Annotated in this window: 22 protein-coding genes and 1 pseudogene; 15 read left to right on the top strand and 8 right to left on the bottom strand. The window is 73.8% G+C overall.

What is annotated here, in order from left to right; all coding sequences use genetic code 11:
* Positions 1-43: 43 nt before the first annotated feature.
* The 7 genes from ABGA99_RS17545 to ABGA99_RS17515 all read left to right on the top strand — a co-directional run bounded on the left by ABGA99_RS17545 (position 44) and on the right by ABGA99_RS17515 (position 7,777).
* Positions 44-646, top strand: a complete 603-nt coding sequence (locus ABGA99_RS17545; protein ID WP_347578104.1) for a hypothetical protein — start codon at positions 44-46, stop codon at positions 644-646.
* Positions 647-702: 56 nt separating this feature from the next.
* Positions 703-1,146: a GNAT family N-acetyltransferase gene (locus tag ABGA99_RS17540; protein WP_347578103.1), complete on the top strand. Its 444-nt coding sequence runs from the start codon at positions 703-705 to the stop codon at positions 1,144-1,146.
* Between the two features lie 561 nt (positions 1,147-1,707).
* Complete coding sequence (locus tag ABGA99_RS17535) at positions 1,708-3,297, top strand: ABC transporter substrate-binding protein (protein ID WP_347582951.1); 1,590 nt, start codon at positions 1,708-1,710, stop codon at positions 3,295-3,297.
* Positions 3,294-4,238 carry an ABC transporter permease gene (locus ABGA99_RS17530; RefSeq protein WP_347578101.1) on the top strand — a complete coding sequence of 315 codons (945 nt, stop codon included), beginning with the start codon at positions 3,294-3,296 and terminating at the stop codon, positions 4,236-4,238. The genes ABGA99_RS17535 and ABGA99_RS17530 overlap by 4 nt, the downstream gene beginning before the upstream one ends.
* 1 nt (position 4,239) lies before the next feature.
* Complete coding sequence (locus tag ABGA99_RS17525; RefSeq protein ID WP_347578100.1) at positions 4,240-5,133, top strand: ABC transporter permease; 894 nt, start codon at positions 4,240-4,242, stop codon at positions 5,131-5,133.
* A gap of 62 nt (positions 5,134-5,195) precedes the next feature.
* Positions 5,196-6,029, top strand: coding sequence for a creatininase family protein (locus tag ABGA99_RS17520; protein WP_347578099.1), 834 nt, complete (start codon positions 5,196-5,198; stop codon positions 6,027-6,029).
* Complete coding sequence (locus ABGA99_RS17515; RefSeq protein ID WP_347582950.1) at positions 6,026-7,777, top strand: ABC transporter ATP-binding protein; 1,752 nt, start codon at positions 6,026-6,028, stop codon at positions 7,775-7,777. Before ABGA99_RS17520 ends, ABGA99_RS17515 begins: the two co-directional genes overlap by 4 nt.
* A 23-nt stretch (positions 7,778-7,800) precedes the next feature.
* Here ABGA99_RS17515 and ABGA99_RS17510 read toward each other — a convergent pair whose 3' ends face one another.
* On the bottom strand, positions 7,801-8,478 hold the full coding sequence (locus ABGA99_RS17510) for a GntR family transcriptional regulator (RefSeq protein ID WP_347578097.1): 678 nt from the start codon (positions 8,476-8,478) through the stop codon (positions 7,801-7,803).
* A 60-nt stretch (positions 8,479-8,538) separates the two neighbouring features.
* Here ABGA99_RS17510 and ABGA99_RS17505 point away from each other — a divergent pair, with 60 nt between their 5' ends.
* The 3 genes from ABGA99_RS17505 (at position 8,539) to ABGA99_RS17495 (ending at position 11,784) form a co-directional block, all read left to right on the top strand.
* Positions 8,539-9,291 carry an aldolase/citrate lyase family protein gene (locus ABGA99_RS17505; RefSeq protein WP_347578096.1) on the top strand — a complete coding sequence of 251 codons (753 nt, stop codon included), beginning with the start codon at positions 8,539-8,541 and terminating at the stop codon, positions 9,289-9,291.
* A 185-nt stretch (positions 9,292-9,476) separates the two neighbouring features.
* A complete protein-coding gene (locus ABGA99_RS17500; RefSeq protein ID WP_347582949.1) occupies positions 9,477-10,268 on the top strand; it encodes a carbon-nitrogen hydrolase family protein in 792 nt (263 codons plus the stop codon).
* 325 nt (positions 10,269-10,593) lie between these two features.
* Positions 10,594-11,784 carry an acyl-CoA dehydrogenase family protein gene (locus tag ABGA99_RS17495; RefSeq protein WP_347578094.1) on the top strand — a complete coding sequence of 397 codons (1,191 nt, stop codon included), beginning with the start codon at positions 10,594-10,596 and terminating at the stop codon, positions 11,782-11,784.
* Positions 11,785-11,846: 62 nt separating this feature from the next.
* Here the strand turns inward: ABGA99_RS17495 and ABGA99_RS17490 are convergent, their stop codons facing one another.
* The 6 genes from ABGA99_RS17490 to ABGA99_RS17465 form a co-directional block, all read right to left on the bottom strand.
* Positions 11,847-12,464: a GAF domain-containing protein gene (locus ABGA99_RS17490; RefSeq protein ID WP_347578093.1), complete on the bottom strand. Its 618-nt coding sequence runs from the start codon at positions 12,462-12,464 to the stop codon at positions 11,847-11,849.
* Positions 12,461-13,138: an ATP/GTP-binding protein gene (locus ABGA99_RS17485; protein ID WP_347578092.1), complete on the bottom strand. Its 678-nt coding sequence runs from the start codon at positions 13,136-13,138 to the stop codon at positions 12,461-12,463. Before ABGA99_RS17485 ends, ABGA99_RS17490 begins: the two co-directional genes overlap by 4 nt.
* Positions 13,116-13,484 carry a DUF742 domain-containing protein gene (locus ABGA99_RS17480; protein WP_347578091.1) on the bottom strand — a complete coding sequence of 123 codons (369 nt, stop codon included), beginning with the start codon at positions 13,482-13,484 and terminating at the stop codon, positions 13,116-13,118. The genes ABGA99_RS17485 and ABGA99_RS17480 overlap by 23 nt, the downstream gene beginning before the upstream one ends.
* A gap of 1 nt (position 13,485) precedes the next feature.
* Entirely contained in the window at positions 13,486-13,890 is a 405-nt protein-coding gene (locus tag ABGA99_RS17475; protein WP_347578090.1) for a roadblock/LC7 domain-containing protein, read from the bottom strand.
* Entirely contained in the window at positions 13,887-15,905 is a 2,019-nt protein-coding gene (locus ABGA99_RS17470) for an ATP-binding protein (RefSeq protein WP_347582948.1), read from the bottom strand. The genes ABGA99_RS17475 and ABGA99_RS17470 overlap by 4 nt, the downstream gene beginning before the upstream one ends.
* Before the next feature lie 239 nt (positions 15,906-16,144).
* Positions 16,145-17,893, bottom strand: a complete 1,749-nt coding sequence (locus tag ABGA99_RS17465) for a hypothetical protein (RefSeq protein ID WP_347582947.1) — start codon at positions 17,891-17,893, stop codon at positions 16,145-16,147.
* A gap of 207 nt (positions 17,894-18,100) precedes the next feature.
* Between ABGA99_RS17465 and ABGA99_RS17460 the strand changes: the two are divergent.
* A pseudogene (locus ABGA99_RS17460) lies at positions 18,101-18,343 on the top strand (helix-turn-helix domain-containing protein); the annotation flags it as partial.
* Between the two features lie 855 nt (positions 18,344-19,198).
* Complete coding sequence (locus tag ABGA99_RS17455) at positions 19,199-20,647, top strand: tetratricopeptide repeat protein (RefSeq protein ID WP_347578227.1); 1,449 nt, start codon at positions 19,199-19,201, stop codon at positions 20,645-20,647.
* Between the two features lie 9 nt (positions 20,648-20,656).
* Here ABGA99_RS17455 and ABGA99_RS17450 read toward each other — a convergent pair whose 3' ends face one another.
* Complete coding sequence (locus tag ABGA99_RS17450) at positions 20,657-21,826, bottom strand: FAD-dependent oxidoreductase (RefSeq protein ID WP_347578087.1); 1,170 nt, start codon at positions 21,824-21,826, stop codon at positions 20,657-20,659.
* 213 nt (positions 21,827-22,039) lie between these two features.
* Between ABGA99_RS17450 and ABGA99_RS17445 the strand changes: the two genes are divergently transcribed.
* From ABGA99_RS17445 to ABGA99_RS17435, 3 genes are all read left to right on the top strand, one after another.
* A complete protein-coding gene (locus ABGA99_RS17445) occupies positions 22,040-22,429 on the top strand; it encodes a RidA family protein (protein ID WP_347578086.1) in 390 nt (129 codons plus the stop codon).
* Positions 22,430-22,512: 83 nt separating this feature from the next.
* The gene (locus tag ABGA99_RS17440; protein ID WP_347578085.1) at positions 22,513-23,034 is read left to right on the top strand and encodes a sigma-70 family RNA polymerase sigma factor; all 522 of its coding nucleotides are present in this window, start codon (positions 22,513-22,515) and stop codon (positions 23,032-23,034) included.
* 1 nt (position 23,035) lies between these two features.
* Positions 23,036-23,752, top strand: coding sequence for a hypothetical protein (locus ABGA99_RS17435; protein ID WP_347582946.1), 717 nt, complete (start codon positions 23,036-23,038; stop codon positions 23,750-23,752).
* Positions 23,753-23,782 lie beyond the last annotated feature (30 nt).

Raw genomic sequence — 23,782 nt, 5'->3', positions numbered from 1 at the left:
GGCTGACGCCAGGGGGGCGATCATGGGGACGAGGAGTGCCGGAATGCGCAGAGGTGCGGTCGCCGTGGTCGCGGTCTGCCTGGGCGCGGTCGTCGCGGCGGGGTGCGGCGAGGAGAGCGGTTCCGGATCCGGTCCCGGTACGCCGTCGAGCAGCGGCTCCCCGTCGACGCCGGAGGAGTACGCCGAGGCGACGCGGAAGGAGCACGACCGTGCGTGGCCGGACATCGCGCGGCAGTGCCGCGACGTGCGGCCGGAGCGTACGGCCGAAGCAGCCGCGGGCGACGACGGCGCCGTACCCGAGAACCCCAAGTACGGCGAGAACAACGCCTACAAGCAGACCACCGACGTGTCCCCCGACGAGCAGTGCCGCGGCGACGCCCACGCCGTACGGATCGCCGCCGCCCTCAAGGACGCCACCCCCGCCGGCCTGAAGGACGAGCGGCAGATCCGGCTCGTCCTCGAAGACCTCGGCTACGCGACGGACACCGTGACCGCGCAGCGGGCCGGCGCATCGGCCGTCGCATGGGACGTCATGGTGGCCGGCGCGGGCCCGTGCATCAGCGGCAACACCGACTGGCCCGACGAGATCGACGTGCACGGCGTGTACATGGAAGGCGGCTGCACCGAGCCCGCGGGCGGGCACTGACCAACTGCGGACGACCCCGGTTGACGCACGGGCCGTCCGCGGGGTTGGCTGCCGGTGTGTCCGATCTTCGCTTCACGCCGGCGGCCGACGACGAGGCGCTCCGGGACTGGCGCCACGTCCACAACGTGACGATCCCGACGCATCACCTGTCCCTCGACGAGGTACGGGACCGCGCGTGGCGGCACCACCTGGAGATCGCCTACCTCGGTGACGTGCTCGCCGGCTGCAGCACCGTGCGCCCGCCCGAGGACGGCACCCGCACCGCCACCGTCATCGCCCGCGTCCTGGCCGGCCACCGCGGCAAGGGCATCGGCGAGGAGCTGTACACGCGCGGGCTGTTCAAGGCGTGGGAGCTGGGCGCGGAGCAGATCGCGACGGTGGTGCCGGCGTCGAACGACGGCGGCCTGCGGTTCGCCCGCAAGCACGGCTTCGTCGAGACCGAACGCTACGTGCTGCCGGGCGAGACGGTCCCGTGGATCGACATGAAGCTGGCGCCCTAGGGTCTGCGCAGACGGCGCGGGACGCCGGCTATCCGTCCGTACGGGCCGGGTGCTCCGGTGCCCGGAGCGCTGCCGCCTGCGGGCATCGGCTGCCGCGCACCCCAGCACGCACAGCGTCCGAAGGCGGCGTCCGCGAGGTGACGGTAGAGCAGGATGACCGCGCACGCGTGGGCGACACCCACGAGCGGCGTGCTCAGGAGTCCGGCATAGGCCGCCCCGCGCGCCATCCGCCCTCGCCTGTGGTCCCGCTCCGGCTCGGCCACCGGGGCCGCCCCTCCCGCCGCCAGACGTGGCATGTCCGCACCACTGAACGTACCCACGCCCGCCCGGTAGGGGTCCCGAGCGGCCTGCCCGCCGGCCGCCGGCCGTGCACCGCCCCGGAGTTCGCCCCCTCCGTCGCGCCCGGCGCTCCCGCACCGGCCCTGACCACCGTTTCTCATCCGCAATCAAGCTCTGCAGACCCGTTGACCCTCATGTGGACCCCGTGTATACCTGCCACATGCACGGTGGATCCACCGCCGGTACGGCTCGTCCCCTGGCCCCGATGTGTGGAGATATTCAATGGCACCAATCAGCAGGCGGCACCTCCTGGCCGCCGGCGGCGGCGCGCTGGGCAGCGCGGCGCTGGCCGCATGCGGCAGCCCGGTCAACCTGCCGTCGTCCATGGAGGAGGTGACGCCCCGGCCCGGCCGCCCCAGCCGCGGCGGAGTGCTGCACTTCGGGCTCTCCACGGACCCGGCCAACCTCGATCCGCACGTCACCACCGGCGCCGCGTCGGACCTGCTGCGGCAGCTCACGTACAACGCGCTGCTGCAGTACGACGGCGACGGCGAGATCATCGGTGATCTCGCGGCCGAGTTCGGCTGGGCCGACGACACGACGTACGAGGTCAAGCTGCGCCCCGGGGTCCGCTTCCACGACGGCTCGCGGCTGACCACGAAGGACGTCGCGTTCTCGTTCCGCCGCATGAAGGACGAGAAGACCGCGGCGACCACGGGACCGCTCCTCGACCTGGTCGAGGAGGTCGAGGCCAAGGACGACACCACGGTCGTCTTCCGCCTCAAGCAGGCGGACTCCACGATCCCGTTCGTCCTCGCCAACCCCACCGCGAACATCGTCTCCCAGCGCTGGATCGAGTCCGGCGTCGACCCCAAGACGCAGGTCATGGGCACGGGACCGTTCCGGTTCGTGGAACGCATCCCCGGGGTGAGCACCACCTACGAGCGCTTCGACGAGTACTTCGAGCCCGAGCTGCCGTATCTCAACGCCATGGTCTTCCAGCCCATGAGCGACGACTACGCCCGCGTCACGGCCCTGCGCACCGCCACCGTCGACATGATCGACTACGTTCCCGCCACCCACGTCGACGTCATCAGCGAGAACCCCCGGCTGCGCTTCGCTTCGGACCGCAGCTTCGGCTTCGGCTTCGTCGGCTTCGTCACCAGCAAGCCGCCCTTCGACGACGTACGCGTCCGCAGGGCCGTCGCGATGGCGATCAACCGGGACTCGGTGCTGGAGACCGCGCTCCTCGGCCACGGCCAGCCGATCGACGGCGCCCTGATGCCGCCCGCCTTCGCCCGCTACTCCGGCTCCCTCGACAACACCATGGACTACGACCCCGAGCAGGCCCGCTTCCTGCTCAAGAAGGCCGGCCAGGAGGGGCTGACGCTGCCGGTCGTCACCACCAGCACGTACTCGGTCATCGCCCGCCCCGCCCAGGCCATGCTGCCCGGCATCCGGGAGGCCGGGGTGGACGTGCGGCTGACCCAGCAGGAGTGGCTGACCTTCCGGGCCAGCGTCGAGGCCAGGTCGTACCCCGTGCACTCCTGGGGCACCGCGCCGAAGTTCGGCGACCCCGCCTCCCTCAGCGACTTCCTCGGCAGCACCGGCACGTTCACCAAGAACACCGACTTCAAGGACGAGCGCCTCGACCGGCTCCTCGCCGAGGGCCGCCGCACCCGCGACCGCGCGCTGCGCGACGAGATCTACCGGGACGTCGAACAGCGGGCCCTGGAGCTGGTGCCGATGACCTGGACCGTACGCCGCCAGCAGGGCGAGGCGCACTACGACTACGTCAAGGGCTACCGGCACCCGCCCAAGGGCTCGTGGACCGGAGTGACGCTGCGCCGCATATGGATGGACAAGAAATGAGAAGGTTCCTCCTCACCAGATTCGCGCAGGCGGCGCTGCAGCTCTTCGCCGTCGGCAGCATCGTGTTCCTCCTGGTCCGCCTCATCCCCGGCGACCCCGCGCGCGCCGCGCTCGGCGAGGGCGCCACCGAGGAGCAGGTCGCGCAGACCCGCGAGGCGATGCACCTCAACGACTCCTTCGTCAGCCAGTACTTCGGCTTCTGGGGCCGGCTCTTCCAGGGCGACCTCGGCACCTCGCTGTTGAGCAGCCGGCCGGTGATGCAGGACCTGCCGAACCGGCTGGGCAACTCCCTGGAGCTGGTGCTCCTCTCGCTGATCATCGCGGTCACGCTGGGCGTGCTGCTCGGCCGGGTCGCGGCGACCCGCGCGGACAAGCCCGCCGACCACGCGCTGGTCGCCGGCTCGATCTTCGGGATCTCGCTGCCGGTGTTCGTCGTCGGCACGCTGCTGCTGATGGTCTTCGCGTTCCTCGTGCCGATCCTGCCGCCGCAGCGCTTCACCACGCCCTGGCAGGATCCGGTGGCCCATCTGCAGATCCTCATCCTCCCGGTGGTCACGCTGACCGCCGCCTCGTGCGCGGTCATCACGCGCATGACCCGTGCGGCGATGCTGGAGACCCTCTCCGCGGACTACGTACGCACCGCCCGGTCCAAGGGCCTCGCCGAGCAGCGGGTGATCAAGGACCACGCGCTGCGCACCGCGCTGCTGCCGGTGGCGTCCGCGACGACGGTGGAGCTGACCACGCTGATCGGCAGCACCGTGCTGGTGGAGACGATCTTCGGCTGGCCCGGGGTGAGTTCGCTGCTGATGAGCGCGGTCGGGCAGCGCGACTACCCCGTCATCCAGGCCGTCGTCCTCGCCGTCGCGGCCGTCGTCATCCTCGTCAACCTCGTCGGCGACCTGGTCGTACGAGCCCTCGACCCGCGGGCGGAGGAAGCCTGACATGCCGACCGTCGAACTCACCACTGCCCCGCCACCACCCACCGCCGCCACCCCGCCCCGCCGCGGCGGCCGGCACCTGCTGCGCAGCCTGGCCGCCAACCGGCGCACCTCCCTGGCCGGCGGCTTCCTGCTGCTGGTCTGCGCCGCCGCCCTGCTCGCCCCGGTGATCGCGCCGCACGACTACCGCGACATCGCCGGCACCCCGCTCACCCGGGGCGGCGTGCTGGGTATCGACGACTACGGTCGCGACGTCCTCTCCCGGCTGCTCATCGGGCTGCGTACATCGCTGGCCGTCGCGCTCTCCGCGGTCCTCATCGCCGGTGCCATCGGCACGACGCTCGGCCTGGTCGCCGGCTACGGCGGGCGCTGGGCGTCCGGCATCATCATGCGCGGCATCGACATCCTGCTCAGCTTCCCGCCCATCGTGCTGGCCATCGCCGTGGTCGCCGCGATGGGCCCCGAGCTGGTCAACGTCGTCATGGTCATCGGCGTGCTGTACATCCCGCGGTTCACCAGGATCGTCTACAGCCAGGTGCTGGCGATCCGCAGCGTGGAGTACGTCGAGGCCGCCGAGATCATGGGCACCGGGCGCAGCACCATCCTGCTGCGCACGATCCTGCCGAACGTCGCCGCACCGGTGATCGTGCAGCTCAGCCTGTCGGTGAGCTTCGCCATCCAGATGGAGGCGGGCCTGAGCTTCCTCGGCCTCGGCGCGCAGCCGCCGCTGCCGTCGCTCGGCACCATGGTCGGCGCCGGCCGCGACTTCCTGGAGGTCCAGCCCTCGCTGCTGATCTACCCGTCGGTGCTGATCATCCTCATCGTGCTGGCCCTCAACGTCTTCGGCGACGGCCTGCGCGACCTCCTCGACCCCCGCCGCAGCGGCACCGACTCGTGAACTCCCGTACGCACACCGCACCACCGCAGCACCCCAGCACAGCAGCGAAAGGAACCAGCCCCATGGCCGTCTCCCTGCCCGACACCCACCGTCTCGGCGAACTGTCCTGGACGCAGGTCAAGCACCTGGCGGAGCAGGACCCGGTCGTCCTGCTGCCCATCGGCGCCATCGAGCAGCACGGGCCCCACCTGCCGGTCCACGAGGACTCCATCGTCGCCGAGTGGGTCGCGGACAAGCTCGCCCGGGAGCACGGCTACTGGGTCGCGCCCGCCCTCAACTACGGCCACTCCGGCGTCTTCCGCGGCTTCGCCGGGAACCTCTCCCTCAGCCAGGAGACGCTGCGCAACGTCACGTACGAGATCCTGGAGGCCCTGGTGGCCTCCGGCTTCCGGCGCATCGTCATCGTCGACAACAACGGCGGCAACGTCGGCCCGGTGACCGGCGCCGCCATCGACGCCCGGCGCGACTTCGGCATCCTCGTCGGCCACGTCTACCCCTGGCAGCTCGGCTACGCCCTCATGCGCGACGTGTACGAGGACCCGGCCACGGCCTACGGGCACGGCGCCGAGCCGGAGCACTCGGCGATGCTGGCGATGTTCCCCGAGCAGGTGCAGAGCGAGCTGGCCGAGCCGGGCGGGCTCTCCTCGCCGGCCGGCTGGACGCCGACCAGCTACACCGAGGCCGCCATCCCCGGCCAGCCCGTACCCGGCACCGTGCTCTGGGACTTCTCCGAGATCAGCGCCACCGGCTGCACCGGCGACGTGAGCCTGGGCAGCGCCGAGACCGGCAAGGTGTGGATCGAGCGGGTGCTCGGCTTCTGCGCCGCGTATCTGGCGGAGTACGACCGCAACACCCGTACGGCAGCGGGTGCCGGGACCGCGGCGGGGCCGAAGTGACCGGCGCGGGTCAGGAGAGGGAGGGGACGGCGCCCGAGCCGGTGCTGAGCGTCGAGCGGCTGTCGGTGGACTTCCGCGTCGCCGGCGAGTGGACGCCCGCCGTACGGGACGTCAGCTTCACCGTCGGCCGCGGCGAAGTCGTCGCGCTGGTCGGCGAGTCCGGCTCCGGCAAGTCGGTCAGCTCGATGTCCGTCCTGGGCCTGGTCGCCGGCAGCGCCCGGCACCGCGGCAGTATCCGCTTCCACGACACCGAGCTGCTCGGCCTCGGCCACGAGGCGCTGCGCAGCGTCCGCGGCAAGCGGATCGCGATGATCTTCCAGGAGCCGATGACGGCGCTCAACCCCGTCTACACCGTCGGCCGGCAGATCGCGGAGGCCATCCGCTGCCACGAGAAGATCTCCGCGGCCGGCGCCCGCGCCCGCGCGATCGAGCTGCTGACGAAGGTCGGCATCCCGGAGCCCGAGCGCCGGGTCGACAGCTACCCGCACCAGCTCTCCGGCGGCCAGCGGCAGCGCGCGATGATCGCCATGGCGATCTCCGGCAACCCCGAGGTCATCATCGCCGACGAGCCGACGACCGCGCTCGACGTCACCGTGCAGGCCGAGATCCTGGAGCTGCTGCGCGGCCTGCGCCGGGACCTCGGCTCCGCGGTGCTCATCATCACGCACGACATGGGCGTGGTCGCCGACATCGCCGACCGCGTGGTGGTGATGAAGGAGGGCGAGGTCGTCGAAGAGGCGCCCGTGGGGCGGCTGTTCGCCGCGCCCGAGCACGAGTACACCCGCCGGCTGCTGGCCGCCGTGCCCAAGCCGCCTCCTCCGCGGGCTACGCCCTCTCCCCCACCGGCTACGCCCCCATTGGCGGGGGTGCCCCCATTGGCGGGCGAGGCGGAGCCCGTCGCGGCGGCCAGACCCGAGGCGGCGAAAGACACGACCCTGCGGATACGGGATCTGGAGGTCGAGTACCCCGGGCGGCTGGGCCGCAAGGGGTTCAAGGCCGTGCACGGCGTGAGCCTGACGATCGGCAAGGGCGAAGTCCTGGGCCTGGTCGGCGAGTCCGGCTCCGGGAAGTCCACCATCGGCCGGGCCGTCGTCGGGCTGTCCCGCGCGACCGGCGGGTCCGTCGAGGTCTGCGGCACCGACGTCACCGGGCTGTCGGGGCGCCGGCTGCGGGCCTTCCGGCCGACGTACTCGATGGTCTTCCAGGACCCCGGCGCCTCGCTCAACCCCCGCTGGTCGATCGGTGACTCGATCGCCGCGCCGCTGCTGGTCAACCGGCGTGCCGACCGCGCCGCAGCGCACTCCCGGGTGGCCGAGCTGCTGGAGCAGGTCGAGCTGCCCGCGCACTGGGCGAGCCGGTTCCCGCACGAGCTGTCCGGCGGCCAGCGCCAGCGCGTCGGCATCGCCCGCGCGCTGGCGCTGGAGCCGGAGCTGCTGATCGCCGACGAGCCGACGTCCGCGCTCGACGTGTCCGTCCAGGCCACCGTGCTGCGGCTGTTCCGCGATCTGCAGGACCGGCTCGGCTTCGCGTGCCTGTTCATCAGCCACGACCTCGGCGTCGTCGAACTCCTCGCGCACGAGGTCGCGGTGCTGCAGAACGGCCGGCTGGTGGAGCACGGTCCGGCGCGCGAGGTGCTGGCCCACCCCCGTACGGAGTACACCAAGCGGCTCGTCGCCGCCGCGCCCGTGCCGGACCCGGTCCAGCAGGCGGAGCGGCGCCGGCTGTGGCGCGAGATGGCGGCGGCGTGAGAACCGTGCGCTGCCGCCGCCGGTCAGTCCAGGTGCGCGACCACCGTCTGGTCGGGGTTCAGGTGGGTGCGGATCGTCCGGGCCGCGGTCTCGAACTCGTACCCGCCGAGGGCGTCGAGCAGGGCGTGGTGCTCGCGCATGATGAGCGGCAGCCGCTCGGGGCGGATCGTTATCGCCGAGACGCCGATGCGCTGGTGCCGCGGCTGGAGGCTGCGGAACAGGTCGGTCAGCACGGTGTTGCCGGTGGCCTGGACGAAGCCGAAGTGGAACCGGAAGTCGAGCTTGCCGTGCTCGGCGATCGCCTCGCGGTCGCCGGCACGGCAGCGGGCCAGCAGCTCCGTGTCCCCCATGAGGTCGAGGAGTTCGGCCTGCCCGGCGGGGATCTCCAGCCGCTTGTCGCACAGGGTGCGGAAGCCGTGGATCTCCAGCACCTGGCGCATCTCGTACGTCTCGATCATCTCGGCCACGGTGACGCGGCGGACCTGCGCGCCGCGCCGCGGCAGCAGGTCGAGGAATCCCTCGGCGGCCAGCCGGTGCAGCGCCTCGCGCACCGGCGTCCGCGACACCCCCGCGGCCTCGGAAAGGACCTTCTCCTCCAGGAACGAACCCTCCGGGTACCGCCCCAGCAGGATCGCCTCCTTGACCCACTCGTACGCCCGCGCCCGCGCCGTCACCGCACGGCCGCCCTCGTCGACTGACACGCTCCCCGCCCTCTGTAGTCCCGTGTGTATACGCAGTGTATACCTACTCGAAGGAGGCTCATGCCCCCCCGCACGACCGACCGCCGGCGCGCCTACGCCGCCTGGCTGTCCGACCCGAGTTTCGCCACCGCCGAGATCGTGGCGGCCACCGGGTACGGCGCCGTGGTGCTCGACATCGAGCACGGCGCCTTCGACCTCGCCGACCTGGAGCGGTTCATCCCGTTCCTGCGCCGGCTCGACCTCGACGTGCTCGCCAAGGTCCTCGGCCCCGAGCGCGGCCCGATCCAGCAGGCGCTGGACTTCGGCGCCACCGCCGTCGTGGTGCCGCACGTGGAGGGCGCGGCGCACGCCGCCGAGGTCTGCGCGTACGGCAAGTTCCCCCCGCTGGGCGACCGCAGCTTCGCGGGCGGCAGGACAGCGGGCTACGGCGGGTTCGACGACGACTGGATCGCCCGCCAGGACCGCGGGACCCGGGTCTACCCGATGATCGAGGACGCCGGGGCCGTCGAGGAGATCGAGAAGATCCTCGACCTGCCGGTGGTCGACGGGGTGTTCGTCGGGCCCAGCGACCTGTCGATGCGCCGCGCGCGCGGCGCGTACACCCGGAGCGAGGCGGACTTCGCGGACCTCGCCGCCATCGCGGACGCCGCCAGGGCGGCCGGCAAGCCGTGGGTACTGCCGGCCTGGTCGGCGGCGGAGAAGGCGTTCGCGCTCGCGCACGGCGCCGACCAACTGGTGCTGACCATGCAGCACGGCGCGCTGCTGGCCGGCTTCGGCGCGGCGGTCGCCGAGACCGACGCACTGGCCGGGTAGCCGGGGGCTGCGCCCCCGGACCCCCCTTCACCGGCTCCGCCGGGGCCGGTAACGAAAGGTTCCCAGGGCTACGCCCGCGGCCCCCTCCGAGGGCTACGCCCCAAGACCCCCGGGGGCTGCGCCCCCCGACCCCCTCCGAGGGCTGGGCCCCAGCCCTCCAGGACACGAAAGGCACGACACCTCCCATGCTCGCCACCGTCGCCCAGTTCGCCGCCACCACCGACAAGGCCGCCAACCTCAAGGCCGCCGCCGACCTCGTCGCCACGGCCGCCGCGCGCGGCTCCGACCTCGTCGTCCTCCCCGAGAACAGCATGTACACCAACCCCGACCCGCTGGCCGACGTCTCCGGCGCCGCCGAGGCGGTCGACGGCCCGTTCGCCACGGCGATCGCCGCGCTGGCCAAGGAGCACGGCGTCGCGATCGTCGCCGGAATGACGGAGGCGGCGGCCGGCGGGGGCAAGCCCAGCAACACCGTCCTGGCCGTGGACCGCGCCGGCGAGCAGTTCGGCGTCTACCGCAAGGTGCACCTCTACGACGCCTTCGGCTACCGCGAGTCCGACCGCATCCAGCCGCAGCCCGCCAAGGCACTGACGTTCACCCTCGACGGCCTCACCGTCGGCGTGATGACCTGCTACGACCTCCGCTTCCCCGAGATGGCCCGGTTCCTGGTCGAGGCGGGCGCCGAGGCCATCGTCGTGCCCGCCGCCTGGGTCACCGGGCCGGTCAAGGAGGACCACTGGACCACGCTGCTGCGGGCCCGGGCGATCGAGAACACCGTCTACGTCCTCGGCTGCGGCCAGACGGGGCCCGTCTCGTGCGGGCAGAGCGCCGTCATCGACCCCATGGGGCAGATCGCCGCCTCCGCCGGCGAGATGCCCGGGGTGGCGTCCGCGGTCCTGGACGCGGCGCGGGTCGCGGAGGTACGGGTGAAGAACCCGAGCCTGGCGAACCGCCGCTTCTCCGTTTCCTTCACCTGACACCTCCCCTCAACCACGTCCCTTTTCCCCCGCTTTGGGGGACGGCCCCCGGCCGGTCGGTCGCTACCGGCCGGCCGGGGGCCGTTCCGGGGGCGTTCGGCCCTGGCAGGCCGGCGAGCAAAAGGGACCGTAGCGCCCATACGAGGCGGGTGCGGAGCGCGACGACGTGCACACGGGGAGGTGAACGACCCGGAAGCGAGCGTTTGTGGGTGCTGCGGCGATGGCGATGAATCTTCACCGTGGGTGGAGGCCCCACCCGGCCTCTGTCACCACAGGCCCACGCCGACCTGCTCACCCCACCTGCACGCGAGAAGGCGAGACTCAGATGGACGGTTACTTCCTCACGGAGCGTCATATACGTCTCAGGGAGGAGGTCCGCGCCTACGCGGAGCGCGAGGTCCGCCCCCGTGTCGCCGGCATGGAGGAGTCGCGGAGCGTGCAGTTCGAGCTGTCCCGCGACATCGCCCGGCAGGGCTGGCTGGGCGTCACCGTCGAGGCCGAGTACGGCGGGATGGACATGGGGCACCTCGCCAAAACGATCGTGATCGAAGAGCTTTCGCGCGTGAGCGCCGCCATGGGGGCGATGGTGCAGGCGTCGCAGCTCGGCGTCGCGAAAATCGTGCACTTCGGCAGCGCCGTCCAGAAGAAGACCTGGCTGCCGCTGATTTCCGCCGGCGTCTGCATGCCGACCATAGCCGTCACCGAACCCACCTCCGGCAGCCACGTGCTGGGGATGTCGGCGAGCGCGCAGCGCGTCGGGGACGAGTACATCGTCAACGGCCGCAAGGTGTTCGTCGGCAACAGCCACGTCGGTGATCTCCACGGCGTCGTCGTGCGCACGGGGCCGGGCTCCAAGGGCCTCTCGGCGCTGCTCGTGGAGGCCGACCGCCCCGGCTGCACGCTGGGCCCGCACCGGCCCTCCATGGGCCTGCACGGCTTCAGCTTCGGCGAGGTGATCTTCGACAACTGCCGGGTGCCGGTGTCGAACCTGCTGGGACAGGAGGGCGACGGGCTGTCGGTCGCGTACTCCTCCAGCATCCTGTACGGCAGGCCCAACCTCACCGCCGTCGCCCTGGGCATCCACCAGGCGCTCGTGGAGGAGACCACCGCCTTCGCCGCGCGGCAGATCCGCTACGGCCGGCCGCTGGCGGAGCTGGGCACCGTCAAGCAGCGGCTGGGGGAGATGCAGTCCCGGCTGATGACGTCCCGGCTGGCCGCGTACCACGCGACGCATCTGCTGGACCGCGGGCTGCCGTGCGACGCCGAACTGCAGAACGCCAAGCTGGTCAACGTCGAGTCCGCGCTCGACTCGGCCCGTACGGCCATGGAGGTGCACGGCGCCTGCGGGCTCTACCCGGAGATGTCCGTGGAGCGGTATCTGCGCGACGCGTACCATGTGTTACCGCCGGCGGGCACCTCCGACGTGCAGCGGCTGCGGCTGGCGGAGGTGGCGCTCGGCGCGGACCACGAGCCGTGGTCGGCGCGCCTCGCGCCCCACTCCGTCCAGCCGGTCTGAGCCCGGTACGGCAGGGGGCGCCGGGCCCCCGACAGGCCCCTGCGGCTTCGCCGCGGGGGCCTTCAGCTCGCCGCCCGGCCCCGGCTGCGCTCTTCGAGGATCTCCATCAGCGAACGGGCCTGGGTCTTGATGAACTCCAGCCCCTCCTGCGCCTGCCGCCCCCACGGGCGCGGCTCGGTGTCCACCACGCACACGGTGCCGAGCGTCACGTCGGTCACCGGGTCGATGAGCGGCGCGCCCATGTAGGTGCGGATGCCGATCTGGTCGACCACCGGGTTGCCCGCGAAGCGCGGGTACGCGCACACGTCGGGCAGCACGAGCGCGGTGCGCCGGCCGACGACGTGGGGGCAGTAGCCGTGGTCGCGGTCCATGACCCGGCTGACCTCCGGCTTGCCGGGCTGCTCGGCGAGGCTGGGGTCGGCCCAGTCGGCGGGCGGCGCGTACAGGCCGGTGAAGTACTGGTGGTCGGTGATGAGGTTGACCATCGCGTACGGGGTGCCGCCCAGTTGGGCCAGCGACGCGGCGCCCTCGGCGAGGCGGGCGGCGAAGGCGTCGAACTCCGGGTCGGGGCTGTCGCCCAGGCCGAGTTCGTGCAGTCGCTGCTTGCGCCGCTCCAGCTCCTGGTCCTGCTCCCCGTCGGTCATCAGATGGCGGGCGGTGTGGTAGTCGAAGGTCGTCATGCGGGGCTCCTCGGTGGGGAGGTGGGCACGGGCTGTGCGGACTCGGACGCGGACGCTGCCCCGGTCTCGGTCCCCGGTTCCGCCGGGACCCCGGCCCTGGCCGCCAGGGACCGCGCGTGCGCGTGCTCGACCAGCCTGATCAGCAGGCTGCGCGCCGAGCTGGTGGCGCGGGCGTCGCAGCACATCACCGGGGTGTCGCTGCGCAGATGGAGCGCGGCCTTCACCTCCTCCGGGGTGTAGTGGTAGGCGTCGTCGAACTCGTTGACGCCCACCACGAAGGGCAGGCCGCGCCGCTCGAAGTACTCGACGGCCGCGAAGCAGTCCGCGAGCCGCCGGGTGTCGGCGAGGACGACGGCGCCGATGGCGCCGCTCGCGAGGTGGTCCCACATGAACCAGAACCGCTTCTGGCCCGGCGTGCCGAACAGCAGCAGCATCATGTGGTGGGCGCTGAGCGTGATGCGGCCGAAGTCCATGGCGACGGTGGTCGCGTCCTTCTCCGGCACCCCGTCCAGGCTGTCGTGGTCGACGCTCGCGGCGGTCAGGGTCTCCTCGGTCGTCAGCGGCGGAATCTCGCTCACCGCACCGACCATCGTGGTCTTGCCGACCCCGAACCCGCCGGCTATCACGATCTTCAGCGGGACGAAGGAGTCGTCAGAGATTGCGTAGTCCGACAAGGACCTTCTCCAGTAGGTATGGGTCGGTGGGGTCTGGCGGGCCCGCGGGGGCCGTCAGGATGAGCGCGCAGGTGTCGAGCAGGTCGCACAGCAGGATCTTGGTGACCGCCACCGGCAGCCCGAGCCGGCCGGCCACCTCCGCCACCGAGCGCGGACCCGCGCGGCACTCCCGCAGCGTCTCGTCGTGCTCCGGCGTCAGCGGCACCCGCGGCAGTGTCCTGGCGGCCATCACCAGCGTCTCCAGGGCCAGCCGGCGGGTCGGCGCGGTCCGCCCGCCGGTGACCGCGTACGGGCGTAACCGCGGGGCTCCGTCCTCCACCCAGGGGGCGTCGTCGTACGACGTCATGTCACCGGAGGGAGCCCGGAGCCGCGGCTGCGGTGATCCGCGCGGGCGAGGTGAGGTGCGTCGGGACGCGCTTGACCAACTGGCCCATCTCGTAGCCGATCACGCCCAGGTCCGCGTCCGGCTCGGCGAGCACCGCCAGGACGGCGCCGGGGCCGGCGGCCATCACGCAGAGCACCACGTCCTCGTGCTCGACGAGCACCTGGCGCACGCCGCGCACGGTGTCGGTGCCGATGCCGGCGCCGAGCGAGAAGAGCCCGGTGGCCACCGCGGCGAGCCGGTCGGCGCTGGCGGTGTCGAGGTCGTGGGCGTGCATCCGCACGCCGTCCGTCGAGGCGACGACGGCGCTGCGGGCGCTGGCGACCTGTTGGACGAAGTTGGCCAGAAGCCAGTCGAGGCTTTCGCTCACGAAGACGGGCCTTCCGTGGATCGGTGCTGGTGCGTGGGGGCAGGTCCCGCGTAGTCGTCGGTGGCGCGCTGATCTGCGTCCTCCGCGGCGCGGGAGCCGGCGGTGAAGCTGGCCATGAGGCCGGTGTTCAGGGGGGAGGAGGAGGGCGCCGCGCCACCGGGTGCGGCACCGGGGACGCCGGGGACGCCGGGTTCGCGGCGTAGCTCGGGCACCAGGTGGCTGCCGGAGCGCTCGGGCAGCGGGGGGCGCTGCCCGGCGGCCGGGGCCGGCGGCGTGGGGGCCGGGGCGGCGTGGCGGGGGGTGTAGCCGGCCGCGGGGTCGGTGGTGTGCGGGGTGGCGTCGGGGTGGCCGGCGGCGGGCGCCGGGTGCGCGGGGGTGCGCTCGTGGGCGGCGGTGTTCTCGTACGGGGTGGTGCTCTCGTACTCGGTGCCGTCGTACGCGGGGGTGTTGTCGTAGGCGCCGAGGATGTCGTGGCCGCCGGTGCTCTCGTGGGCCGCCGGGATCCGGTGCGCGCCGGTGGTCTCGGGGGCGCCGGTGATCCGGTGCCCGCCCGTGGCCTCGTGCGCGGCGGTGATCTGGGGCGCGCCGTTGATCTCAGGGGCGCCCGGCTGCCGTTGCCGCGCCACGCCGTTGGCGGACCCGGCGGGCAGCGACGCGGGGGCGGTGCCGGCGACGGCGGCCGGGCGGCGCTCGGCGGTGTCGGCTGCGAGGGGCGCGGACTGCGGCTGCGGTGCGGCGGCCGCAGGCTGCGGCTCGCGGGTGGCCGCGGCGGGGCGGTTGGCCTTCTCCTCCGGGTCCATCAGCAGCGCGTTGGGCAGCAGCACGGTGGCGCGGCAGCCGCCGTAGACGTTGCGCTGGAGCTGGACGGGGATGCGGTGCCGGCGCGCGAGGTGGGCGACGACGAGGAGGCCGATGCGGCCGTCCTTGATCTGCTCGTCCACGACCTGCGGCGTGGCCCTGCTCAGCAGGGTGTTCATGCGGTCCTGCGTGTCGGACTGCAGACCGAGACCGCGGTCGTCGATCTCCACGACCAGACCGGCCGCGGCCGGCTCGACGCGCAGCTCGACCTTGGTCTCCGGCGGCGAGAACCCGGCGGCGTTCTCGACGAGTTCGGCGATCAGGTGGATGACGTCGGGCGCGACGGCACCCTCCAGCACGCCGGTCATCGGCGGCACCAGCTTGACGCGCCCGTAGTCCTCGACCTCGGAGACCGCCGAGCGCAGCACGGCGTTGACCGGCATCGGCCGGCTGATGCGGCGCGGCACGGCGCCGCCGAGGATCGCCAGGCTCTCCACCTGGCGGCGGAGCCGGGTGACGAGGTGGTCGAGCTGGAAGAGGCCGTGCAGCAGGTCCGGGTCCTCGACCTGCTTCTCCAGCCCGTCCAGCTCGTCCAGGGAGCGGATGACGAGGTTCTGCAGCCGGCGGGCGAGGTTGACGAAGACCTCGATGCGGCCGCGGGACGAGACGTCCACGACGGCCTTGAGCGCGGCGTGCACGGTGGCGTGCACCAGGCGCTCCACCGTCTCGGGGGTGACGTCGGCGGCGCGGGCGGCCGGGGTCGCACCCCCGCCGGTGAGGGCGTAGCCGGCGGGGGACGACAGCGACAGCGTGTCGGGCTCGGGGCGTTCGCCGCGCTGCGCCTGGTCGACGAGGCGCAGCAACTCGCCCTGCGCGGCCTCCAGGAGCGCGGTCAGCTCCGCGTTGCGTTCCGTGCGGGCGTCTTCCTCGGCGTCGAGTGCGTCGGCGAGCGCGCCGATGCGGAGTATCGCCAGGACCGTGATGCCCACCACGGCCAGCACTCCGGCACCGATGATCATGCGGGTCTCGGCGCTCGTCGACCCGCCTATGAGCGCGCCGTACGTCGTGGCGCCGCCCACCAGCAGCGCGGCGGTCACCGGCAGCAGCGTGACCCGCCAGAGCCGGGCGCGCAGGGCGCGGCCCGCGCGGCGCCGCCGGGAGGGGAACCGGCCCTGGCGGGGGCCGTCGTTCCCGGCGGGAGCGGGGTGGTCGGACATGGGCTTCCTCGCTGGATGGGCCGTACGAGGCCAGCATCTGGCTGCGCTGTCGTACGGCGTCGTGCGGCGTTTCTTCCGGCCGTCTGCCGGGCAGTGCGCGCGCGGCGCACACACATCGGATGGTCACCGTGGTCTCAACGGCACCGTGAGCCACACCTACATTGCTCATCTACGGGTGTCGTTGCCACCGCTCCCCGGGGTCGTTTGAGGGTCGCTTCCGGGGGGTTCGAACGTCTGCGTTATCTTCGCCCGCCGCGGTGCCGGTCGGGCCGGAACTGCGTTCGGTTTCCGCCGGTCACGGCCCCGGCGAAGGCGCCGAAATCGCCGTCGGCGACGTCCCGTTCGGCCGGGTCGCCACCGCCCAGCTCGCCGACGTAGCGCAGCACGTCGTCCAGCTCCTCCAGGCCGATCAGCCGGCTGCGCGGCCGCAGCATCCCGGCGCTGCCGTAGTGCCCCAGCTCCGCGCACCGGTCGGTCAGCCAGGCCCAGTCGAGATCCAGGTGGTCGGCCAGCCGGCGCAGCCGCTCGGCCGGCGTGGCGCCGTCGGTGACGCTGTGCGCCCGCGCGTGCCGTACGGCGTCGGCGTAGGCGCGCAGCCGCGCCCAGTGGCTCGTGGTGTCGACCTGCCAGATGCCGTCCGTGCGGAGCCAGTTGGCGATGATCGCCCGCTCCCCCGGCACCAGCGCGAACCCGTCCACCTGCGCGTACTCCGGCTCCGTGACCACCCACGTGGTCAGCCCGTGCCGCTCCAGCAGCGCCAGCGTCAGGAACAGCAGCGTGCGCTCGTAGCGCTCGCTGGTCTTGACCGCGTTGTGCGGCAGGCAGAAGGCGTGCCCGTAGGGGCGGTCGGCCTCGGCGAGCACCTCGCGCAGCGCGCGCAGATACGTGTGCTTGTGCCGGAAGAACAGCCACGCGGCGGCCTCTTCGCCGAACTGCTCGCGCGCCCAGAACACCGGCGGCTCGCCGGAGTCGGCGCGCAGCTCGCTCAGGATGTGCTGGTCGCAGACGTACGAGCCGAGCCACGCGGTGCCGACGTCGGACAGCTCCGGCATCGCGGAGCGGGCCACGGCGGACCGCTCGCGGGTCAGGAAGTCGTCCAGGCCGCTGCGCTCCGCCTCCAGCACGGCGTCGTCGGCGAGGAGGCCGTCGTCGAGGTTGAGCACGGACCAGAGGATCCCGTACGTCAGGTCGTCGAGCCGGTACGCGCGCGGGATCGGCAGCACGTCCACGGGGTCGGCGGCGACGGGCTGCCGGGCGCGGACGGCGTCGAGCACGAACAGCCCCTCGCCGCGCCGCGCGCCGAGCGCGGCGAGCAGGAGCGCGCGACGGGCGGGGCGGATGAAGTCGCGCAGGTGCGGGTGGTCGTCCGGCCCGATGACGACGCTGTCCGGGCCGGCCTCCGCCTCGTACAACTGCACGGCCACGGACGTCCCGTCGAAGACGCGGTGGCCGTCGAGCTGCCAGACCCCGCCGCCGCCGGGGGCCGGCGCGGTGGGCGAGAGGAAGGACGTGGACCAGGTGACGTCGAGCGCGCGGGCGGTGGCGAGGGAGGCGTCGTCGGGCAGACGGGGCGTGGTGAACGTGCGCGTGGGCGCAGGGCCGAGGAGCGCGTCGACGTCGATGCCGAGCATGTGCTCCAGGACGGTGCCGGCATTGCCGCGGGGGATCTGCTCCCCGGCGAGCCACCGCTTGAAGGTGGTGCTGGAGATGGTGAGTCGGGCGAGCCGCGGGTCGCCGTACTCGGCGGCGGCCTTGCGTGCGGCGTGCGTGTAGTGGACCTCGAAGGTCGAGAATCTCGCCCAGCCGCGCTTGGCCAGCTCGACGCGCAGCAGCGTCGGCGGTGGCGGCACGGGGCCGGGTTCCGGCTCCTTCTGGGCGACGGGGGTATCTGCTCTGTCCCCTCGGGCATCGCCCAAGAGGCCGCCCGAGGAGTCGTCGTCCGCGGGCTGCGGGTGGTGGCCGTCGGCGGGTGGTCCCGTCGTGGTCATGTAAGCGCTACCTCGATCTGCCGGCTCAGACCGGAACTTTGCGCTCCGTAGCCTGCCGTCTGGCATGTGCCGTTCGTAAGTTCCGGGGGTGTGCAGAGCGTTCACGGTTACGGCGCGCATTAAATCGGCTGGTATTGCAGGTCGTTCGAGGGTCGCCCGAGACGGAACGCCCTGCGGGAGGGGCCGAACGGGCAATAATGCGCGACCATGACGCGAGGCAGGCCCACGACTCGGTTGACATTGACGGATCGGGAACTCCACTTCCTCGAACACCTGGTCGCACACAGCGCCACCCCGGCGGCGAGACGGCTGCACTGCCGGATCGTGCTCGCGTGCGCGGCGGGGGAGTCGAACGGGGAAGTGGCGGCCCGGTTCGGGATCACCCCGGCGACCGTGTGCCGGTGGCGCAACCGGTTCGCCCGGGAGCGGCTGGCGGCGGTGCGGGGTACCGCGGAGCGGGAGCCGGGCGGGCGGGAGCCGGGCGTACGGGAACGGGGGTCCGGGGCCCGGGAGCCGGGCGGGCGGGACCGGGGTGCTTCGGGGCGTGCGGGCCGGGAGCCGGTGGTGCGGGGGGCCGCGGGGCGGGAGCCGGGCGTACGGGACCGGGCCGGGCGGGACGCGGGCACAGGCGACCGGAAGGCGTCCCGGCGGGAGGCGAGCGGCCCGGCGACCGGCGGGCACGCGGGGGCCGGTGCTGCGAGCGGCGGGCACGCGGGCGGCGGCTCCGCGGGGATCGGGCACGCGGGCGGCGGGTACACGGGCGCCGATCCCGGCGGGGCCGGGCATGTGGTCGGACAGGTCCTGTTCCGGCGGCCCGGCGGCCCGGCGGCGGCCGGGGCCGGACCGGAGCCCGGGTCCGGGTCCCGATCCGCGACCGGCCCCGGGGCCGGGGCCGGTTCACCGTCGGTGGGCGGGGCCTCGCCCGGGGCCGGGGCGGGGCACGCAGTCGGGCGAGCCCTCTCCGGGCGCCCCGGCGCCCCGGCTGCGGGCGGCGCCGGGGGCGGGGCCGCGAACGGGCCCGAGTCCGGGGCCGGTTCCCCCTCCGCGGAGGGGTGCCCGCCTGCTGCCGGGGCGGGGCACCCGGTCAGGCAGGACCTGTCCGGGCGACCTGGGGCCCCCGACGCGAACGGGTCCGCGGGCGGGGCCTCGTCCGGTGCTGGGGCGGGGTACCCCCTCGGGTACGTCCTCTTCGGGCGCCCTGGCGGGCCCGCGGGGGGCGGGGCCGGGGGCCGGGGGCGGGGTAGGGCTTCGGGCGGGCGCACCGGGGCCGGTACCGGGACCGGACCTCCCGCCGACGGCGCATACGTGCGCGTCAACATCCGGCTGGCCGCGCTCATGCGGGAGTCGGGGCTCACCCCGACCTCCCTCGCCGGTCAGGTACGCGAGCTGGGCCGGCGCCGCGGTCTCGAACTGCGCTGCACGCACACGTACGTCAAGCGCTGGCTGCGCGGCAGCTTCGGCTCCTCCGTGCCGCCCGAGCTGATCGCCGCCGTGTTCTCCCGCCGGCTCGGCCGCAACGTCACCCCCCGCGACATCGCCGCCCCCTCCCCCACCGGCTACGCCCTCACCGGCGGGGGCACCCCCACCGGCTATGCCCTCACCGGCGGGGGTGCCTCCTCCCCCACCGGCTACGCCCTCACTGGCGGGGGTACCCCCCTCGGCCGCCGCCTCCCGCCCGACGACCTCGGGCTGAGCGGCCCGACGACGCCCCTCGGTGCCGTCCGCACCGCCGCCCAGCTCTGGGACGCCGACCCGCGCTACGCCCTGCCGCCGGTCTCCGCCACCGACCTGCGGGACTCCGTCCGCCGGTGGCGCAGCGCCGCACCGCCCGCGCCACCGCAGCGCGCCGTGGGCTCGTACCGCGTCGGACAGCCGGACATCGCGAAGATCCACGCGCTGACCGAGCATCTCGCGATGCTCGACAACCGCTACGGCGGCGGCGCCTCCCGGTCGATCGCGATGACCCATCTGCGCACCGACGTCCTGCCGATGCTCGAAGGCAGCTACACGAGCGCCGTCGGCCGCAACCTGTTCCGCGCCGCGTCCCTCGTCACCCACCACACCGCGCACCTGCTGTACGACACCGGCCGGCACGGCGCCGCCCGGCGCTATCTGCGGCTCGCGCTCGACATGGCGTACCACGGCCACGACCGCGCGTTCGCCGCCAAGATCCTCGGCACCCTCGCCCACCAGGCGGTCCACCTCGGCGACTACCGCGAGGCCCTCGAACTCTCCGAGGCCGGCCTCGCCGAACCCGGGCTGACCCCCGCGGGGCGGGCCGTGCTGCACGCGATGGCCGCCCGCGCGCACGCCCGGCTGCGCGATCCGCGCGCGACCGCCATCTCCCTCTCCCACGCCGAGAGTTCCCTGTCCGGCGGCACCCCGGCCCAGGAGCCGGTATGGCTGCGCTACTTCAGCGGCGCGGAACTGCACGACGAGATCGCGCACTGCCTGGTCGACCTGCGGCAGGCGCGCGCCGCCCGGCCGCACGCGGAGCACGGGATCGCGGCGCGCACGGACCGGTACGCGCGCAGCATCGTGTTCACGCGCGTCGTGCTGGCCACGGCATGGCTGCAGCAGCGGGAGGTCGAGCACGCCTGCCAGGTCGCGACGGGCGCGCTGCGGGCGACGGAGGGCATCCAGTCGGAGCGGGTACGGGGGTATCTCGCCGGGTTCCGGGAGCGGTTGCGGCCGTTCCGGAACGTGCCGGCGGCCCGGGACTTCTCGTACAAGGCGGCACGGATGCTGCGCTGAGGGAGCGTGTCAGCGTACGAACCGGGCGGGCCGGTACGGCGCCAGCTCCGGCGCGTCCCGGCCGGTCAGCAACTCCCGCGCCACCAGCTCCCCCAGCCGCAGGGACAGGGTCATGCCGCTGTGCGTCACGACGGAGTACAGCCCCTCGGCCTCCGCGTGCGGGCCGACGATGGAGTTGTCGTCCGGCGGCAGCGGCCGGGTGCAGACCCGGGCGTCGACGAGCCGGGCGGTGCCGGCGACGGCGGGCAGCATGTCGTGGGCGCGGGCGTGGAGTTCGCGGGCGAGCGCGGTGACGCGCGCGGCGGGCGTGTGCTGGTCCACCTCGTCGTTGAGGTCCAGGGCCTCCAGGTAGACGCGCCCGCCGGCGAGCGGGCGGGCGTGCAGGCGCGGGCTGAGCACCATGCGCGTCAGCGGCGGTCCCGCGGCGGCGCCCGGCCGGAGGTGGGCCAGCAGTGTCGGCGCCTCGGACCCCGGCGCGTCGCCGGGCACCAGCGGTACGTACGCGCCGGCCAGCGCGGCGACCGCCGGGGTCCGCCACCCGGCGCAGCACACCGCGACGTCCGCCGGCACCGTCTCGCCCCCGGCGCACCGCACGCCGCGCACCCGGCCGCCGGCGGTGTCGATCGCCACGACGCGGGCGGCCTCGCCGGTGCGGACGTGGACGCCGCGGGCGCGGGCGGTGGCGAGGAGGTGGGCGACGAACGGCCGCGGGTCGACGGCGGCCTCGTCGGGGAAGTACGCGACCCGGGCGGCGTCTTCGACACGTAACGCGGGCTCCAGCTCCCGGGCGCGCGGCACGGGGATCCACTCCGCGGCGTACCCCCAGTCGCGCAGCCGCGCGACGGTCCGGCGGAGCCGGTCGAGCCCGGCCCCGCCGGAGGCCCACCGCAGGGCGCCGCCGGGGCGGTACCACCCGTCGCCGCCGCTGTCCGCGTACGCGGCGGGGCCCGTCGCCCGTACGAGGGCGGCGTGGGCGCGCATGCCCGAGACCGCCAACTCGTGGTAGTGCCGCGGGGTCTTGGAGTGGGCGTTGATCCAGGCCATCGAGCTGGCCGTGGTCCCGGCCCCCGGCTCGCCCCCGTCCAGCAGCCACACCCGCGCGGCTCCGTCCGCCCGCCGTCCTCCGCCGGCGAGTTGCGCCGCCAGCGCCGTTCCGATCACGCCTGCACCGATCACCACAATGCGCACGATGGATTCGCCCCCGTTTCGCTCGTGCACGTCGTCGCTACCAGGCTGCCACCGAGCGGCCCGCGGCGAAGGAATGGAAGGGGACGTGTCCGGATATCACCCGTGGCGGGAAGGAAAGCAAGATTCGTGCGGAAGGTAGGTTCGAGATGCCGGAATCTGATCGACTAGCCGAGCAGTGAAGAGATCGACGAGCGGAGCACGCGCATGCAGCACATCGTCCGACCCGACGGATCCCCGCCGGTCAACGGCTACAGCCACGCGGTGACCTTCACGGGCACCATGGTCGCCGTCTCCGGCCAGGTGCCGCTGGACGGGGAGGGCCGCCCGGTGGGCGAGAACGACGCGGAGGCGCAGGTGCGCCAGGTGTTCGCGAACCTCGCGACGGCGCTGGAAGCGGCCGGTTCCGGCCTGGAGCACGTCGTGAAGCTGACGGTCTACCTGACGGACCTCGCCGACCTGCCGGCGTTCCGCCGCGTACGGGACGAGATCCAGAACCCGGCGCACCCGCCGGCCAGCTCGCTGGTGCAGGTGGCGGGGCTGGTGAGCCCGGAGTTCCGGGTGGAGGTGGACGCGCTGGCGGTGGTGCCGGGGTGAGTCGGCGGTCGGGGCGAACGTTCCGTGGCCGTACTCCGTCATAGCCCCGACGCGGTTGCAGGCGTGGCGAGGGAGGGGACGCGATGGCAGTCCGCCGCAGACCGGCGCACGGCGCGGACCCCGCGCTGTCCGCCGCCGACACGCGCCGGGTACGGGCCGTACTCGCGCTCGGCGGCGTGCCGTTCGGCGAACTCGACGACGGCGTGCAGCAGGTCCAGCTCAAGCTGCTGGAACAGCACCTCGACCCGGACCGCGCCCCTGTCCGCAACCCCGCCGCCTGGGCGGCGGCGGTCGCCTCGCGCGTAGCCGTGGACTGGCACCGCGGCCGCACCCGCGACGCGGGCCTGCGCGACCGCCTCGCCGCCCGCTGGACCCGCCCGGCGGAACACCCCGAGGACGCCCGGCTGCTGGCCCTGGCGGTGGCGGAGGGCCTGGAGGAACTGCCGCCGGGACAGCGCCAGGTGGTGGTGCTGCGCTACTACGCGGACCTGCCGGTGAAGGACATCGCGGAGGCGCTGGGCATCCCGGAGGGCACGGTCAAAAGCCGCCTGCACGGCGCGGCGGCGGTGCTGCGCACACGGCTGCGGGAGAGGGAGGTGGGGTGAGGTGCCGGGTCTGACGGAGGCGGAGGAGGCGCGGCTGCGGCGGGCGCTGGGTGTGATCGCGGCGGAGGCGGAGGGGGCACGCGAGGGGGACACGGCGGGCGAGGAGGGCGTGGCGGGCGAGGACTGGGGCTGGACCGAGCCGCCGCCGTCGCCGTCCCCGTCGCCGGGGACACGTGGGGCGCGGCGGGCACGGCGGGCGCTGGCGGTGGTGGTGAGCGCGGCGGCGGTGGTGGCGTTCTGCCTGCTCGCGTACACGACGATCAGCGGCGCGGGAACGGACCGTATGGCGAAGGACGACGCGGCGGCCGACGCCGGAGCGGACGGCAAAGGGCTGTCGCTCCTGGAGAACGCCGCGTGTACGAAACGCCTGCTGGAGGGCACGGTGGCGGACGTGGAGCAGGTCCCGCACCCGCCGGACGCGTTCCCGTGGGTGGAGGTCACGCTGACCGACGTCCGCTGGCACGTGCCCCCGTCGACGGAGACGCAGGTGACGGTGCGCCTGCCGGATCCGGTGGAGTGGAACGCGGAGAAGCCCTTCGCCCGCGGTGAACCGCTGCTGGTGGAGGACCTGGGCCGGGACGAGATCTTCTCCTTCCGAGACGGGCCGGGCACGGGGCTCGACCTGGAGACGGTCCGGGGGGAGCGGCTGCGGGCGCTGAACAAGGCGCAGGAGAAGGGCGTGCGGTGCCCGTCGTACTGGGTGAACCGGGACCGGTGAGGGCGGGGGGCCGGCGGGGGCGACGGGAGG

The organism is Streptomyces sp. B5E4, from assembly GCF_039871555.1.
Taxonomy (GTDB): domain Bacteria; phylum Actinomycetota; class Actinomycetes; order Streptomycetales; family Streptomycetaceae; genus Streptomyces.
The sequence above is the reverse complement of the archived record's forward strand: the minus strand, read 5'-3'. Positions and strand labels throughout refer to the sequence as shown.